Origin of the sequence: Paraburkholderia yinzeri (genome assembly GCF_046581065.1) — a bacterium.
GTDB lineage: Bacteria > Pseudomonadota > Gammaproteobacteria > Burkholderiales > Burkholderiaceae > Paraburkholderia.
The window spans coordinates 1436827-1452941 of the sequence record NZ_JBFOCJ010000002.1; the positions used below are offsets into that span (position 1 = coordinate 1436827).

The 16115-nt window shown below is 65.4% G+C and carries 13 protein-coding genes and 1 pseudogene; 10 read left to right on the forward strand and 4 right to left on the reverse strand.

The features are described 5' to 3' along the window. Nucleotides 1-259 precede the first annotated feature (259 nt). Complete coding sequence (locus WJ542_RS23460) at nt 260-721, reverse strand: DUF4440 domain-containing protein (RefSeq protein WP_411191868.1); 462 nt, start codon at nt 719-721, stop codon at nt 260-262. Between the two features lie 311 nt (nt 722-1032). Between WJ542_RS23460 and WJ542_RS23465 the strand changes: the two genes are divergently transcribed. From WJ542_RS23465 to WJ542_RS23510, 10 genes and pseudogenes are all read left to right on the forward strand, one after another. After that, entirely contained in the window at nt 1033-2409 is a 1377-nt protein-coding gene (locus WJ542_RS23465; protein ID WP_411191869.1) for a DUF2957 domain-containing protein, read from the forward strand. Nucleotides 2410-2511: 102 nt separating this feature from the next. Beyond that, a complete protein-coding gene (locus WJ542_RS23470) occupies nt 2512-3777 on the forward strand; it encodes a DUF2957 domain-containing protein (protein WP_411191870.1) in 1266 nt (421 codons plus the stop codon). 190 nt (nt 3778-3967) lie between these two features. Continuing rightward, the gene (locus WJ542_RS23475; protein ID WP_411191871.1) at nt 3968-4792 is read left to right on the forward strand and encodes an OmpW/AlkL family protein; all 825 of its coding nucleotides are present in this window, start codon (nt 3968-3970) and stop codon (nt 4790-4792) included. Between the two features lie 106 nt (nt 4793-4898). Then, nucleotides 4899-5840: a MerR family transcriptional regulator gene (locus tag WJ542_RS23480; protein WP_411191872.1), complete on the forward strand. Its 942-nt coding sequence runs from the start codon at nt 4899-4901 to the stop codon at nt 5838-5840. A gap of 240 nt (nt 5841-6080) precedes the next feature. Continuing rightward, complete coding sequence (locus tag WJ542_RS23485; protein WP_411191873.1) at nt 6081-7658, forward strand: flavin-containing monooxygenase; 1578 nt, start codon at nt 6081-6083, stop codon at nt 7656-7658. A 50-nt stretch (nt 7659-7708) separates the two neighbouring features. Beyond that, nucleotides 7709-8687: pseudogene (locus tag WJ542_RS23490) on the forward strand (SDR family NAD(P)-dependent oxidoreductase). Beyond that, nucleotides 8632-9531 carry a metal-dependent hydrolase gene (locus WJ542_RS23495; protein ID WP_411191874.1) on the forward strand — a complete coding sequence of 300 codons (900 nt, stop codon included), beginning with the start codon at nt 8632-8634 and terminating at the stop codon, nt 9529-9531. The pseudogene WJ542_RS23490 and the gene WJ542_RS23495 overlap by 56 nt, the downstream one beginning before the upstream one ends. Then, nucleotides 9528-10475, forward strand: coding sequence for an alpha/beta fold hydrolase (locus tag WJ542_RS23500; protein ID WP_411191875.1), 948 nt, complete (start codon nt 9528-9530; stop codon nt 10473-10475). Before WJ542_RS23495 ends, WJ542_RS23500 begins: the two co-directional genes overlap by 4 nt. 99 nt (nt 10476-10574) lie before the next feature. Continuing rightward, entirely contained in the window at nt 10575-11612 is a 1038-nt protein-coding gene (locus WJ542_RS23505) for an alpha/beta fold hydrolase (protein WP_411192534.1), read from the forward strand. 143 nt (nt 11613-11755) lie between these two features. Next, nucleotides 11756-12700: a DUF1571 domain-containing protein gene (locus WJ542_RS23510; RefSeq protein ID WP_411191876.1), complete on the forward strand. Its 945-nt coding sequence runs from the start codon at nt 11756-11758 to the stop codon at nt 12698-12700. A 398-nt stretch (nt 12701-13098) separates the two neighbouring features. On the opposite strand, the gene phbB is transcribed toward WJ542_RS23510, so the two are convergent. The 3 genes from phbB to phaP form a co-directional block, all read right to left on the reverse strand. Continuing rightward, a complete protein-coding gene (gene phbB / locus WJ542_RS23515) occupies nt 13099-13842 on the reverse strand; it encodes an acetoacetyl-CoA reductase (protein ID WP_411191877.1) in 744 nt (247 codons plus the stop codon). A 197-nt stretch (nt 13843-14039) separates the two neighbouring features. Then, nucleotides 14040-15221 (reverse strand): acetyl-CoA C-acetyltransferase, encoded by a 1182-nt coding sequence (locus WJ542_RS23520; RefSeq protein ID WP_411191878.1) that lies wholly within the window; start codon nt 15219-15221, stop codon nt 14040-14042. Nucleotides 15222-15342: 121 nt separating this feature from the next. Beyond that, entirely contained in the window at nt 15343-15810 is a 468-nt protein-coding gene (gene phaP / locus WJ542_RS23525; protein WP_411191879.1) for a TIGR01841 family phasin, read from the reverse strand. Between the last annotated feature and the right edge of the window lie 305 nt (nt 15811-16115).

Consider the following 16115-nt stretch of genomic DNA (forward strand, 5'->3'; position numbering starts at 1 on the left):
AAAGGTGACGCAGGCTCCACAAAACCCCTAACCGTTCCACTTCTGATGAACGCTAACGCACCGCAGTGAAGAAGTGGCTCCCGCAGATTCTCACCTCGGAGATCCGGAAACGCGGTAACAAGCGAGCCAGCTCTCACGTGAGCCGCATCGAGCGAAGTGGTGTGCGCTCGCACAAACGGCTCCCGAAAGTCCTCACCCCAGCTCACCGACCGTGAGCGAGCGCACTCCGAACATCCTCACCATTCGCGCGCAAGGCTGGTCATTGCGATTCGGGCATCGCCGACGAATGATGACTCGTGATCAGCCAGCGTTTGCCGTTCCATCGGTACGTGAACGTATATCGGGCATGCACGATCGACCCGTCGCCGAACGTGAACGTATAGAGCCCGGCGTCGATGGCCGTATTGCAGTCGATCTCGATCCAGCTAGAGTCGATCTTGCCCACCGGCTTCTTCTTCAGGAATACGACGAAATAGTCCCGTTTGGTTTCCGGCGTGAGCCGCGGTTTGTTCGACACCGTCGGCAGCAGAATGGAGCGCGTCGCGTAGTTCGCCACGACCTTGTCCGGGTCGCCCGTCTGAAGCGATGCGTTCCAGCGGTCGAACAGCGAAGCGATGTCCTGCTCGCTGGCCTTCCTGCACGTGTCGGTTCGCCCGAATGCCGTGGCCGACGGCAGCAACACGCACAGTCCAATGGCCGATATTGCAATCAGGTTTTGCATGATGGCTCCCGCAGGCCCAACAACGTTGCACCGCATCTCTCTGCGTCTCTCAATTAAATGCGCAACTTCTTTCAATCCGCTGTCGATTCGCACGGTTCCGTGCGCACGGGAACACCGTTTGCTCCGCGCGCCGCTTCGGTCTCCTTGATACCGCTTCGGCACATCAGGACAAACCCCGGTGTCTCGTTCGCAAACCAAGACAGGACAAGCCGTTCAGGCGGACTGCCCGGATTTAGACGGTTCGTTCAATTGACAGCCGCTGATGTCATGATTCACTCTCTTTCGCATAACTAGATACAGGGAGGCAACGCATGTTGGATAAGATCCGCGGCGTGGCGCTAGCCATGGTCGCCAGTCCTTTGCTGCTCGCGTGCGGAGGTGGCAACGCGAGCAACCCGGGTCCCATCTCGCCCGCGCAATGCTCGGGCTCGACGTGCGCCAATCAAGGGCCGCCCACGAGCCAGCCCGCCGCCACGGCCTTGTGCCCCACGGATTCACAGATCGCGGCCAACACCTATCTCGGCGGCGCCGGCAGCGGCGAAGTCGTGAGCCTCAGCATCAATCCGACAACCATGACGTACAAGCTCACGTGGCTTGCGTCACCCATTCCAATCGCGTCGAGTTCGGTGCAGAACACGCGCACCGGGCTCACGATCACGGGCGCCGTGCAGCATCCGCCTTCGGGCTCGCTCCCCTCGGCTTCGCAGATCGCCTGCGCGTTCCAGCTCCAGGCCGGCACCGGCACGCTTAACGGCGCGAGCTATACGACCGCGTACAACGCCCAGAATCCGCCCACCATCTATGTCGGCTTCGGCGTGGCGGGCGGCGGCATACCGGGCGCAACGGTCGATATCGATGGGGATTCCCAGGCAAATCTGCTGTTCCCGAACCAGCCTGCGCGTACCTTCGACTTCTATCCGTTCATCGGCTTTTCCACGGTCAGCACGAGCATTACCGATCTCGCGGGCTCGTATAACGCGCTGCTCTATCACATCGTGCCGTCGAGTAAATTCGCCGCCGCGGCCAAAGTTGTTCAGGAGTCCTACAACGGCAGCGGAAACTGCAGTGTGCCGAGCGGCGCGACCAACACGAGTTGCGAGACTGCCTCGAATACGTGGGCGGCCGACCCGAACGGCAGCTACTTCACGAGCACCGACGCCCCGCAGATCGAAACGCCGTCCAACGCCCTGTTCGGCAGCCCCACGGCAAGCGCGCACCTCATTCTCGGCAAGCTGAACGGGGCTATCGTGCCGGTCGTCGTCCGCACGGGCCACGTGGCGGAAATCAGCGTCACCAACCTCATCCCGCAGATCGACGACGAATCGGGCATTGCGCTGCTCGCGCCCGCCACGGCGCTCACGTCGGGCGCGTTCAACGGCAGCTACATCGGCGCCGATTCGAACTTCGCCTACACGGCGGCGCTCATCAACGATCAGCAAGGCGGCTTCCTCAAGCCTTCGACGATGACGACCGAAAGCACCTTCGCGCTCGACTACACCCAGACGCATCCGGGCCTGATCGGCGTGACGGACTCGCAGGGCAACGCGGGCAGTCTCATTGCCGTGGGCGGCCTCTACGGCGTTTTCATCAACGGCGAGGAGAACGGCGGCGTCACGCCGACCTCGGCGAACAGCACCACCCAGAATTCGCCCTATTTCGGCGTGGGTGCGCTGATTCAGCCGCAATAGCATGCGCTTCGGCTTGCTAAACAACTGACCGAGCAGGACCAGGGAGAGGACCGGCCGGAGGGGAGCCGGTCCCGGACACAAAAAACGATCCGGAGAAGCAGTATGAACAAGAAGCTTTTTGCGGCGCTTATCATCTCGGCACCGCTCTTCGCCGCGTGCGGCGGCGGTGGCGGCGGTGGCGGCGGCAGCAGCAGCCCGGCGCCGGTGGCGGCCGCGTTGTGCCCCACCACGCTCGACTACGGCACGGTCTATACCGGCGGCGGCGGCGACGGCGAACTCGTGAAGCTGCAGCTCGACACGACCAAAATGACCTGGCAGATCACCTACGTCGAGTCGCCGATCCCGCAAACCACCGGCACGGTCACGCCCACGCGTCAGGGCCAGGTCGCCACGGGCACGCTCACCCAGGAAACCGGGCTGCCCACGCAGAAGCTCAACCAGTGCGCCTACCAGCTCAACGGCGCGAGCCTCGACCCCACCCGGCTTGCGCGCGTGTTCATCGGCGAGGGCGTGGCGGGCGGTACGATTCCCGGCGCCGAGATCGCCTATGCGGGCACGGGCGGCGTAGGCGTCGTGCCTGAAACGACGTTCCCGTACTACCCGTTCATCGGCTTCTCGTCGATCGATACCAACATTGCCGACGTCGCGGGCGTCTGGAACCAGCTCGGCTATCACCAGGTGCCCTCGCAGAACTTCCTGCCGGTGCCCGTCGACGCCAAGATCACGATCAACGCGGATGGCAGTTGGACCGAGTGCGACAACACCGGCATCAACGCCGGCACGTGCCAGCAGCCCGGCACGAACCTCGCGCAATCGGCCGACGGCAGCGGCGCATTCGAGACCGACCACTTCCTCGGCCAGGCCAAGCCGACGCTCGTCACGGGGCAACCGGCCGCGAAAGGCTTCATGATCGTCGGCAAGCTGCGCGGCCAGCTCGTGCCGGTGCTCGTGCGCCGGGGCGTAGCGTATCCGTACATCGGCACCGATCCGCAAAGCGGCGCAACGGGCCCGGTCGCCGACGACGAGTCCGGCATTTCGGTGCTCGCGCCGCAGGCGGCCGTCGCGGTGGACTCGCAGGACGGCGAATACATCGGCGTGGACAGCCAGTTCGACTATCGCACCACGGCGCTCGAAGGCACCGAGGCCACGCTGCTCGACCCGTTCAATGCTTCGCAGGCGGCGCTCGCCACGGCACTCGATCTCAGCTTCACGGAAACCGTGCCCGGCGTCGTGACCACCACGCATGTCGGCGCCTCGACCGGCTCGACGCCCACCGGCAAGATGATCTTCACGGTCGGCGTGTTCGGTTTCCTCGACATGAGCACCCCGTCTGCGCCGTACTTCACGGTCGGCGCATTCGTTCAATAATTCGTTCAATAAGCAGTACAGAAGAGACCCCGATGCTCCGGGGTCCGTGCTGATGAGGTAGCCGCCCGACGACCGCCGCGCAACGCGGTGGCCGAACCGGAAGGCGCGCAGGGACCGGCAGGCCGGTGAAGAAGCCGGAAGCCGCCGGATGCCGCGCGCGGGCAGGCATACCCGAACCTGGGAGGAAAGAATGAGACGCATCGTCATGGCGGCGCTGACCGCCGGACTTTCCATGAGCGCTCACGCGCAGCAGGCGGGAGACAACGTGGCCGTGCTGGGCTGGTTCCATGTGGCGCCGCAAGGATCGAGCACGCCGCTCACGACCAACGTCGCGCCCGTGCCGATCAACACGCCGTTGCGCCTGCCGAACAGCTTCACGTCGCCGGGCACGGGCCTCTCGACCACGAACGCGGACACGGTCGGCCTCACTTTCAGCCACTTCCTGACCGACCACATCGCGATCACGACCGTGGCCGGCGTGCCGCCCACGTTCAAGCTCTACGGCCACGGCACGATCAAGCCACCGGGCCCGGCGGGCGCGCTCGGCAGCCAGAACCTTTCCGATCCCGCGGCCAACCCGATCGTCACGAGCGTACGCCAGTGGAGCCCGGCGCTGCTCTTCCAGTACTACTTCCGCGACGCCGACGCGAAATTCCGGCCGTTCGTGGGCATCGGCGTGTCGTACAACTGGTTCTCGGACGTCCAGCTCAATCCGAACTTCGTGAGCGCCACGCAGAACGACCTCGGCTCCGTGCTCGCCGCCGGCGCCGGCAAGCCGGGACCGACGCAGGTGAGCGCGAAAGCGTCGGCGTCGTGGCAGCCGGTGTTCAACGCCGGCGCGGAATACAACATCACGGCGCATCTCGGCCTCGTCGCCTCGATCACGTACATTCCGCTGAAGACCACCTCGTCGGTAATCGTAAAGGCCGCGGACGGCACCGAACTCGCCGTGAGCAAATCGGATCTTTCCGCAGACCCGATCATCTCGTTCCTTGCCGTCTCTTACCGCTTCTGACATGCGGTCATGATCCGCCGCGCGACCGTGGGCGAGCGCACGCTATGCATGCTATTGCCGCGCGCCCTTCTCGCGCCGGTCGATCGGCTCGCGTTAAAATCGACGCATGCCGAAATCGCCCCCAACTTCCAGCGCCGAAGCCAGGCCCGAACGCGCGACCGAGAACGAATACACGGTCGACGAACTCGCACGCGTGGCCGCGACCACGGTGCGCAACGTGCGCGCCTACCAGGACCGGGATCTGCTCATGCCGCCCGAGAAGCGCGGCCGCGTGGGCATCTACAACGATTCGCACGTCGCGCGGCTGAAGCTCATCAATCATCTGCTCGCGCGCGGCTACACGCTCTCGAACATTCAGGATCTCATCAAGGCCATCGACGACGGCGGCGACCTGCGCTCGATCCTCGGCCTCGAAAACGCGATTGGCGGGCGCTGGACCAGCGCGCGGCCGAAGACCTTTACGATCCGCCAGCTCGTCAAGATGTTCGGGCCGCAGGCGCCGGGCCAGCTCACGCGGCTCGGGGAACTGGGGCTGCTGGAGCGGCGCGGGCTCTCGTTCGTCGCGCGCAATCCGGCCGTGCTCGACGCCGCGGCGGCAACGGTACGCGAAGGCATCCCCGCGCGCGATCTGCTGAAGGTGCTGGAAGAGGCGAGGCCGCACTTCGACGCCATCGCGAAGCTGCTCGTCGAGATGGTCGTGCGGCATCTGGACCGCTACGACGCGGGCGCGCTGCCCCCGGCCACCGACATGCCGGCACTCGTCGACGCGATCTGGCGGCTGCGGCCGCTCTCCAGCGTGTTCGTCGAGAACGAGATCCTGCGCGCGCTGGAGGAACAGTCGAGCAACTACCTGGGCGGCCGGGTGGCGACGATCCTCGACAAGACGCTCGGCGGGCAAGCGGCAAAAGAGCCGCAGGCGCAGGAAGCGCCGCGCGCCGCGCGCAAGACAGCGGCGAAGAAGGCCCCCGTTGCGCTCGCCCCGGCCCGCAAGACGCCGCGGCCCGCGGCCAAGCCGATCCGCACGACGCGCAGGTCGGGCACCACCTAGGCGCGCCGCCCACGCCCCTCTCTTTCCTCATATCTTTAGCCGCGCGAGCCCTCGCGCGGTTCTGCCAGAACGCCCGAACACCCCGCCGGATGGGGGTTCTGCGCTGCGCGCCGTCTTTTCCCCCGACCATACGCTTCCCCTAGAGCGCCACATCTAGACACTTGCGTTCCGGCCCGAACCGCCCTATGTTTACATCCATCAATGTCACAGTTAAAAATGAACCATAGGGAGACGCTCCGGATGAACGCACGCACCCGGTCTTTCAACCCGGCAGGCAATGGCCCCGCTGGAGGGGTCATCGACATCGACATCGCCATCATCGGCACCGGCTTCGCCGGCCTCGGCATGGCGATCCGTCTGCTGCAAACCGGCAACACGCGCTTTGCCGTGTTCGAGAAGGCCGACTCGGCGGGCGGCACCTGGCGCGACAACCATTACCCCGGTTGCGCATGCGACGTGCAATCGCACGTCTATTCGTTCTCCTTCGCACCCAACCCGCTCTGGACGCGCATGTTCGCGCCGCAGCCGGAAATCCGCGCGTATCTCGATCACTGCGTGAACCGCTTTCGCCTCGCGCCCTACCTGCGCTTCGGGCACGAACTCGCGAGCGCCACCTATGACGAAAGCGCGCACTGCTGGCGCCTCGCGTTCGCCAACGGCAAGCGGCTCGCCGCGCGCGTGCTGATCTCCGGCATGGGCGGCCTCTCGCGCGCGGCCCTGCCCGACATTCCCGGCGTCGAAACGTTCGCGGGCAAAGCGTTCCATTCGCAGCACTGGGACCACGACTACGCACTCGACGGCAAGCGTGTTGCCGTGATCGGCACCGGCGCCAGCGCAATCCAGTTCGTGCCGCAGATCGCCCCGCGCGTGGCTGGCCTCGCGCTCTTCCAGCGCACCCCGCCCTGGATCATGCCCAAGCCCGACCGCGCGCTTTCCAGGTTCGAGCGGTGGATGTTCCGCACGCTGCCCTTCACGCAGAAGCTCGCGCGCGCGAGCCTCTACTGGATGCTCGAATCGCGCGTGCTGGGCTTCGCGATCCATCCTTCGCTGATGAAGAACGTGCAAAAGCTCGCGCTGCGCCATATCCGCCACCAGGTGCCGGACCCCGCGCTGCGCGCGGCCGTTACGCCCGACTACACGATCGGCTGCAAGCGCGTGCTGATCTCGAACGACTACTATCCGGCGCTCTCGCGCGAGAACGTGAGCGTCGTGACGACCGCCATCGAGCGCGTGGACACCACGGGCGTCGTCACCGCCGACGGCGTCCATCACGAGGTGGACTGCCTCATCTACGGCACCGGTTTCCAGGTGGCGGATCCGTTCCCGCCCGGAACCGTCGTAGGCCGTGGCGGCGTGGATATCGTCGAGACCTGGCGCAACGGCGCGCATGCGTACCTCGGCACGTCCTTGCCTGGTTATCCCAACTTTTTCATGATCGTCGGCCCGAACACGGGTCTCGGTCACAACTCGATGGTGTTCATGATCGAGTCGCAGATCGAGTACATCCTCGGCGCGCTGAACGCCATGCGCCGCGACGGCGCCGACGCCATCGAGGTGCGCCCTTACGTCGAATCCCGCTACAACGCACGCCTCCAGAAGAAGCTCGATCGCGCGATCTGGTCGGTGGGCGGCTGCAAGAGCTGGTATCTCGATCCGCGCAACGGCAAGAACACCACGCTGTGGCCGGGCTTCACGTGGCGCTTCCGGCAGGCGACGGCGCACTTCTCGCTCGCCGACTACCAGGTGTACCGCGTGCGGCAGCCTGAACCCGCCGCCACGCCCATCGCCATCGCGACGCAATCCACCGAGCCGGCTTGAGACGCTCCGAACCCGTCTGAAACAGCGCGCATCCGCACGAGGAACCCTGCATGAAACACTTCGACAACAAGGTCGCCGCCATCACCGGAGCCGGCTCGGGCATGGGCCGCGCGCTCGCCGTGCAACTAGCCGAGGCCGGCTGCCATCTCTCGCTCGCCGACCGCAACGCCACGGGTCTCGCGGAGACCGAACGCATCGTGCGCACACTTGCCCCCGCGGTGCGCGTGACGACGCGCGTGCTCGACGTGGCCGACCGCGAGGCGGTGTACGCCTGGGCCGACGAGACCGCCACCGCGCACGGCCACGTGAACCTCGTCTTCAACAACGCCGGCGTCGCGCTCTCCAGCACGATCGAAGGCATGGCCTACACCGACCTCGAATGGATCGTGAACATCAACTTCTGGGGCGTCGTGCATGGCACCAAGGCCTTCCTGCCGCACCTGAAAGCCGCGGGCGAAGGCCACATCGTCAATACGTCGAGCATTTTCGGCATCTTCGCGCAGCCCGGCATGAGCGCCTACAACGCCACCAAGTACGCAGTGCGCGGCTTCACCGAATCGCTGCGCCAGGAACTCGACATGATGCGGTGCGGCGTCTCCGCCACCTGCGTGCACCCGGGCGGCATCCGCACGAACATCGCGCAGTCGAGCCGCATCGCGTCGAACATGGTGGGCTTCATGGTGGCGAGCGAGCAGCAAGGTAAGGACGACTTCGAAAAATTCTTCATCACGACCGCCGAGGACGCCGCGCGCGCCATCCTGCGCGGCGTGCGCCGCAACAGCCGGCGCGTGCTGATCGGGCGCGACGCGCGCGCCGCCGACTGGCTCGCGCGCACGCTGCCCGCGGCGTACCAGGCGCTGGTGGTGGTGAGCGCGCGCCGCGAGGCCGCGAAGGCTCGGCGTAGAGCCGGCCGCGCGGGCATGGCGCGCAACCGGAACGCATAACGACGCAGGCCAATCAGGGAGAAAACATCATGATGCCGATACGGCGCGACATACGCTTCGCACTACCGCCCGACCGGGCCTGTGACTGGCACGCCCAGGGCGTGGCAGTCACCCACTTCTTCAACGCGCTTTCGCTCCTCTTTCCCGCGGGCGAGCGCTTTTTCATGGACGCCGTGCGACATTACCGCGACGGCATCGCCGACCCGGATCTCAAGAAGCAGGTGCTGGGCTTCATCGGCCAGGAGGCCATGCACACGCGCGAGCACATCGAGTACAACGATCTGCTGCAGGCCGCGGGCCTGCCCGCCCACAAGCTCGACAAGCGCCTGTGGGCCATCCTGAACTTCGGCCGCAAGGTGCTGCCGCCTTCGCTGCAACTCGCGCAGACGGTGGCGCTCGAACACTACACGGCCATGCTCGCCGACCTGCTGCTCACCAGGACGGCGCGCAACATCGAAGGTTCGGTGGAAGGCTACAAGCAGATGTGGCTGTGGCACGCGCTCGAAGAAACCGAGCACAAGGCCGTCTCGTTCGACGTCTGGAATGCTTCGATCCCACCGGGCCTGAAACGCTATCTGATGCGCACGGGCACGATGCTCGCGACCACGGTGCTGTTCTGGGTCATCGTGTTCGACTACCACATGGCGCTGATGCGCGCGCATGGCCGCCGCCAGGGGAAAGTGACCGGCAAGTGGCGCCTCATCCAGTTTCTCTACGGTCCGCGTCATGGCGTGTTTCCCGGCATTGCGCTGGAATGGCTGCGCTTTTTCAAGCCGGGCTTCCATCCGTGGGATCAGGACAACCGGCGCCATCTCGCACGCATCGACGGCCTGATCGCGCAGATCGACGCGACCAACGCGCAATATGCCGCGAAGGCCGCGCCGCGCCGCGTGCCCCTGCATCCGGCCGCGAACGCGAAGCCCGCATGAGCGACGCCATGCGCCCCGCGTGCGAGACCGCGCTTGAAACCGCGCCTGAAACCTTCATGGTGCAGTCCGACGACGCGCGGCTCGCGGTCTACGCGAGCGGCCCCGTCGGCGCGCCGCCCGTGATCCTCGTGCACGGCTACCCCGACTCGGCGGCCGTCTGGACGCTGCTGCGCCGCGAGCTGGAAACACGCTACCGCGTGATCGCGTACGACGTGCGCGGCGCGGGCGCCTCCGACGCGCCGCGCGGCCGCCACGCGTACCGGCTCGCGCAACTGGCACGCGACCTCATGGCGGTTGCCGATGCCGCCTGCGGCGCGCGGCCGTTCCATCTGGTCGGACACGACTGGGGATCGATCCAGTGCTGGGAAGCCGTCACCGATCCGGCGAACGCCGCGCGGCTCGCGTCGTATACCTCGATCTCGGGGCCGTGTCTCGATCACGTCTTTCGTGCACCGCTCGATCTGCGGCAAACGCTGAAATCGTGGTACATCGCGTTCTTCCATCTACCGCTCGTGCCCGAACTCGTCTGGCGCGCGGGCGGCGCACGGCTATGGCCGTGGTGGCTCTGGAAGACCGAACGCGTGCGCGCCGCGCGCGACCCGCAACAGTTGCGCAATGGCCTGAATGGGCTGAAGCTGTATCGGGCGAACTTCCTCGCTCGCGCGCGGCGCCCGCGAGAGCGCAGCACGCGCACGCCGGTGCAGTTCCTCGTGCCGCGTTTCGACCGCTATGTCACGCCCGCGCTCTCCGAAGGGCTCGACCGCTGGCTTGGACGCTACCGGCGCGAGGTGATCGCTTCGACGCACTGGACCGTCGTGCGCGACGCACCGCTCATCGCGGCCCGTATCGACAGCTTCGCGGCGTGGGTGGCAAACGAGGCGTCGTCGCGCGCAACACCGCCCGCCGTGGAGGCCGCCGCAAACGCATTACCCGAAGGAACCTGAGAGAAACCACAACGAAAAAGCGGCGAGGGGACCCTGCGTCCCCTCGACCGACTCATCACCTATCCAGAGACAAGAGGTCAGCCGGTGAACGACATCGCCATGCTCTCCGCAGCCGTAGCCGCCGTCGCCATCGCAGGCGCCGCGCTCTCCACCTTCTCGCGGCGTACCGCGCGCCGCATCGAAGCGGCCGTACCGATGGACGGCCAGCTCATCGACATCGGCGGCGACCGCATTCATTACGTCGAGCGCGGCGAAGGACCCCCGATCGTTTTCGTCCACGGCCTGAGCGGGCAGATGCGCAACTTCGCCTGGCTGCCCATCGACGAGTTCGCGCGCCATCACCGCGTGATTCTCATCGACCGCCCCGGCACCGGCTACTCGACGCGCGGCGCGCAGTCGGCCGCGAACGTCTACGCCCAGGCGGAAACCCTCGTGCGTTTCTTCAAGGCGCTCGGGCTCGAGAAACCCGTGCTGGTCGGGCATTCGCTGGGCGGCGCGATTGCGCTCGCGGTCGCGCTCAATCATCCGCGGGCGGTCTCGCGGCTCGCGCTGATCGCCCCGCTCACCCATGCCCAGACCGAAGTGCCGAAGGCGTTCCGCGCGCTCGTCATCCGCTCGGCCTTCGTGCGCCGCCTCGTGGCGCGCACGCTGGCCACGCCCGTTGCGCTCGCCACCAGTTCGGCCGTGCTCAAGCAGGTCTTCGCGCCCGAAGCCGTGCCACCCGATTTTCCCCGGCGTGGCGGCGGCATGCTGAGCCTGCGGCCTCAAGGGTTCCTCGGCGCATCGGAGGACCTCGCCGCCGTCGAGAAGGCCCGCGACCTGGCCGAGATGGAGCAACGCTATGCGCAACTGGAGGTGGACACGGACGTACTGTTCGGCCGCGACGACATCGTGCTCAACTGGATCCGCCATGGCGACGCGCTGCGGCGGCGTTCGAAGCGGGTTGCGCTGAAGGTGGTGGAGGGCGGGCACATGCTGCCCGTCACCGCACCGCAGGCAACCACAGAGTGGCTGCGGGCCGTCATGTCAGGTTCGACGAAACACGGGGCAGTTAGCAACGCCATTGAGCGCGCCGTTGATCCCGTACGCGCCGCCGATCCGGCCGAAGGCGCGGCCATGCCGCTACGGCGTGCCTGAGCCCCTCTACCCTTCGTGGTCGTCAACGTCAATCCGTTCTATACGCCGCGCGAGCTCGCGCATCAGCTCAAGGACAGCGGCGCGCACCCGGCGAGACCTGAATGACGGTCTCGCCCATCATTCTATAAAGGGAGACAACTCACATGAAAAGCGATCAACTTCAGGCGCGGCGCCCGAGCGCGCGTTTCGCACGACCTCTGGCATGCGCAACACTCGCGCTTGCGTCGGCGCTGGCATTCGCACAAGGCGGCGCGGCTGCCGCCCCGAGCGGCGACGACACCGGCGCCGCGCAAACGGCAGTCACGGCAACGGCGCCCTCGCAGGTCGGCAAGCTGCCCGTTGAAGATCAGGTGCGCTGGCTTCAGCATGCGCAGAAGAGCGACGCGCTGGAGAAGATGGACGACGCGCAGCTCACCGCGCTCTTCCAGTCGCTCGACCCGCTCGTGGTGCCCACGCTGATCAAGCTCGGTCCTTCGGGTTATCCGTCGTATGAATTCGAACTGTGGCGCTGGGAGCGATTGAACGGCAAGTGGCCCAGCCGGCCCGCGCACATGGTCGTCAAGCTCGAACACGATCCACTGCGTATCTACGCAAAGTGGCTGCCCGACGGCGACCACTCGGGTGAGGAAGTGATCTACGACGCGTCGAAACGCAGCGACGAAATGTATGGCCACCTCGGCGGCCTGCTCGGCGTCATGCCGATGTGGACGGCGCTCGACGGCACGCTCGCGCGCTCGCAGTCGAACCACAAGATCACCGACCTCGGCACCGAGTTCATCACGAACCAGTTCATGACCGATGCGAAGAAGTACGTGGCAGTGGGCGCGCCTTACACGCCACAGGTAGAGGTCAAGGTCATGAACGGTGTGCGCGTGGTCGCGCTCACCTATGTTTCGCCCGCCGGCAAACCGCAGTACTACGCGAAGAAGCAGACGCTCGGCCTCGACTTGCGACACCCGTACTTCCGCACGGTCGAGGCATACGACGACAGCGGCCAGATGTTCGAGCGGATCGTGATCGACAAGATCGAGCCGAAAACCTTCGACGCCGACGTATTCGATCCGAAGAATCCCGACTACAAGTTCTGATCAGGCGCGTGCGGTGTCGCAGTATTGCGGTATCGCACAGGCGCCACGAACGCAAAGGTGAGGCTTTTCGGGAAGTAAGCCGCCTGTTATCGGCCGCGCAAGTGCCGATCGGCGAAAAGGTGAGGATTTCCAGGAGCTTCCAGGTGCTCGACAGGCGGACACGAACCTTCAGGTGAACCTGGTAGATCGAAGAGACTCACGTTTAAGCCGCAAAAGGTGCAAAACGGTCTCCTGGAACTACTCACTTTTGCCGTTTTTGCCTGCAAGCGAGCCAAGGTGAGGCTCATCGAGCCTCGTCGCACACCGTACGAATCGTGCAACGCGCTCCGTCGCTCCCGGAAAACCTCACCTTTCGGCCGATGGCGTATGTCGATGCGCCACCGGTTCTCACCGCCCTTTCACTGCATATGCTGGCCGCCGTTGATCGGGATATTCGCGCCAGTCACGAAGCCCGCCTCTTCCGAGCACAGGAAGAGCACGAGCGCCGCGATCTCGTCGGGCTGGCCGAGGCGGCCGACCGGAATCTGCGGCAGGATCTTCGTATCGAGCACCTCCTGGGGTATCGCCGTGACCATCTTCGTGGCGAGATAGCCAGGCGAAATGGTGTTCACCGTCACCCCCTTGCGCGCCACTTCCAGGGCCAGCGACTTGGTGAAGCCGTGCATGCCCGCTTTGGCCGCGGCATAGTTGGTCTGCCCGATCGAGCCCTTGGAGCCGTTCACCGACGAAATATTGACGATGCGGCCCCAGCCGCGCTCCACCATGCTCTCGCACAGCGGCTTCGACATGTTGAAAACGGAATCGAGATTGGTGCGGACCACCGCGTCCCAGTTCACCTTGTCGAGCTTGCGAAACGTCATGTCCCGCGTAATGCCGGCGTTATTGACGAGGATGTCGACGGGGCCGACATCGCACTGGATCTTCTCGGCACCTTCCTGGCACGAGTCGTGATCGGCAACGTCCACGGGATAGGCGTAGAACTCGCGATCCGTCGATTTCATCCGCTCCAGCCAGTCCGCAGCGCCGGCGTTCTCCGGCGAGTGCGTGACGACGACCCGGTAGCCCGCGTCGTGCAGCCTGACGCTGATCGCCTCTCCGAGGCCGCCCATACCACCCGTTACCAAAGCAATACGATTAGTCATCCTGTATATCCGCGAGAGTAAAGCGTAAAAACAACGTGGCATCTGGTCCGGATACGCCACGTACATCACCGCCGTGCCTTCCTCGCCGTGAGGCGAGGAAGGCACGCGAACCATCGCGCGACTTCTGGTTGGAATCTGATATGGCGCGAATCGGTTAGGGCCACCCGCGCGGGCGGCCCTGATACTTCGTAGAGAGGTCAGCCGCGCTCGACCGCAAGCGCCACGCCCATGCCGCCGCCGATGCACAGCGACGCCAGGCCCTTCTTCGCATCGCGCTTCTGCATCTCGTACAGCAGCGTGACCAGCACCCGGCAGCCCGACGCCCCGATCGGGTGTCCGATCGCAATCGCCCCGCCGTTCACGTTGATCTTCGACGTGTCCCACCCCATCTGCTTGTTCACCGCCAGCGCCTGCGCCGCAAACGCCTCGTTGATCTCCATCAGATCCAGGTCCTGCGCCGTCCAGCCCGCGCGCTCCAGGCACCGCTTCGACGCCGGCACCGGACCCATGCCCATGATCTTCGGGTCCAGACCCGCGTTCGAGTACGCCTTGATGCGCGCCAGCGGCTTCAGGCCCAGCTCTTCGGCCTTCTTCGCCGACATCACCACCACCGCCGCCGCCCCGTCGTTCAGCCCCGACGCGTTCGCCGCCGTCACCGTGCCTTCCTTGTTGAACGCCGGCTTCAGGCCCGCGAGCGACTCCGCCGTCACGCCGTGGCGCACGAACTCGTCGGTCCTGAACTGCAGCGGCTCGCCCTTGCGTTGCGGGATCGCCACCGGCACGATTTCGTCGTCGAAGCGGCCCGCCTTCTGCGCGGCTTCCGCCTTGTTCTGCGAAAGCGCCGCAAACGCGTCCTGCTCCTCGCGCGTGATGCCGTATTCCTTCGCGACGTTCTCCGCCGTCACGCCCATGTGGTACTGGTTGTACACGTCCCACAGGCCGTCCACGATCATGCTGTCCACGAGCTTCGCATCGCCCATGCGGAAGCCGTCGCGCGAGCCCGGCAGCACGTGCGGCGCCGCGCTCATGTTCTCCTGGCCGCCCGCCACGACAATCTCGGCTTCGCCCGCGATGATCGCGTTCGCCGCGAGCATCACCGCCCTCAGGCCCGAGCCGCACACCTTGTTGATCGTCATGGCCGGCACCGAGGCAGGCAGACCCGCCTTGATGGACGCCTGGCGCGCGACGTTCTGGCCCGAACCGGCCGTCAGCACCTGACCCATGATCACTTCGCTCACCTGCTCGGGCTTGATGCCGGCGCGCGCCAGCGCTTCCTTGATCACCACCGCGCCCAGCTCCGGCGCCGCAATCTTCGCCAGCGAACCGCCAAATTTGCCCACCGCCGTACGGGCGGCCGATACGATCACAATGTCAGTCATTTCCAGTTCCCGCGTTAAAAATCCCTACCTGCCTGCCTCGAACTTCGAAGCCACGACGCATCGCGCCGTACCCTGCGCCGTGTTCCGGCACAGCGGTCGCAGCACAATGCGTGGAAAAGTCTTACTTTGCGGCTTGTGCCGGCTGCGCCGCGGCAGTGGCGCCGGCAGCGGAGAACATCGAGTTCATCGCGGCGATCCATGCCCCCGGACTCGCAGGCACGCTCGGCGAAAACTGGCCGGAGAAAGCCTCGAACCGCAGTTCATGCTGCTCCGACTGGGCACGAGCGGCTCTCATCCATTCCGCCTGCGTGGCCGTTGCGATATCCACAAGATGCTGGCCGTACGAGATGGCCTTGGCCGCCGCCTGCTGCGAGACGGTCACCTGCTGGGCCAGAAATTCAAGCGGATTCTGGCTTTGAATCGCCCCCTTGAGGGTCGCTTCGGTTTCCGCCATGGCGGCCTTGATGGCCTGCGTATTCAGATCCACGACGGCCTGAACACCCTGCAGCGCGGGATTGGCCAGCGCAAAAAACGCCCGGACGCCGGATTGGCAAGCGGTTCTGAGATGCTCTGATGCGAAAGCGGTCATCAATCCTGCCCTCTCTCTTTGTTAGTAAGACTAAATAAAATCCAGCTTGAAAATAGGTGCCCTGCTACAGGGCTCGTGTGCTTGCGACAACGGCATCGTTACGGCAGCACGTTTAGAGTCATCACTCTAAAGCATCAATTTAACAATTTTTTGTACCGCGTGGCTAGGTACAAACCCTAGTGCCCCAGATTTTGGTTTGCTTTTTGCATTGATCTGCCGGGTATGTCATGCATTTGTCATGACATCGGGCGGGAGGGCGAAGAGAGACAGGATTGTCAACCCGGCGCAGGCCGGAGCAAGCCGGC

Bases quoted from the DNA above. Each gene is read 5' to 3' on its own strand.
- WJ542_RS23460 (WP_411191868.1), bottom strand. From the start codon at position 721: ATGCAAAACCTGATTGCAATATCGGCCATTGGACTGTGCGTGTTGCTG.
- WJ542_RS23465 (WP_411191869.1), top strand. From the start codon at position 1,033: ATGTTGGATAAGATCCGCGGCGTGGCGCTAGCCATGGTCGCCAGTCCT.
- WJ542_RS23470 (WP_411191870.1), top strand. From the start codon at position 2,512: ATGAACAAGAAGCTTTTTGCGGCGCTTATCATCTCGGCACCGCTCTTC.
- WJ542_RS23475 (WP_411191871.1), top strand. From the start codon at position 3,968: ATGAGACGCATCGTCATGGCGGCGCTGACCGCCGGACTTTCCATGAGC.
- WJ542_RS23480 (WP_411191872.1), top strand. From the start codon at position 4,899: ATGCCGAAATCGCCCCCAACTTCCAGCGCCGAAGCCAGGCCCGAACGC.
- WJ542_RS23485 (WP_411191873.1), top strand. From the start codon at position 6,081: ATGAACGCACGCACCCGGTCTTTCAACCCGGCAGGCAATGGCCCCGCT.
- WJ542_RS23495 (WP_411191874.1), top strand. From the start codon at position 8,632: ATGATGCCGATACGGCGCGACATACGCTTCGCACTACCGCCCGACCGG.
- WJ542_RS23500 (WP_411191875.1), top strand. From the start codon at position 9,528: ATGAGCGACGCCATGCGCCCCGCGTGCGAGACCGCGCTTGAAACCGCG.
- WJ542_RS23505 (WP_411192534.1), top strand. From the start codon at position 10,575: ATGCTCTCCGCAGCCGTAGCCGCCGTCGCCATCGCAGGCGCCGCGCTC.
- WJ542_RS23510 (WP_411191876.1), top strand. From the start codon at position 11,756: ATGAAAAGCGATCAACTTCAGGCGCGGCGCCCGAGCGCGCGTTTCGCA.
- phbB (WP_411191877.1), bottom strand. From the start codon at position 13,842: ATGACTAATCGTATTGCTTTGGTAACGGGTGGTATGGGCGGCCTCGGA.
- WJ542_RS23520 (WP_411191878.1), bottom strand. From the start codon at position 15,221: ATGACTGACATTGTGATCGTATCGGCCGCCCGTACGGCGGTGGGCAAA.
- phaP (WP_411191879.1), bottom strand. From the start codon at position 15,810: ATGACCGCTTTCGCATCAGAGCATCTCAGAACCGCTTGCCAATCCGGC.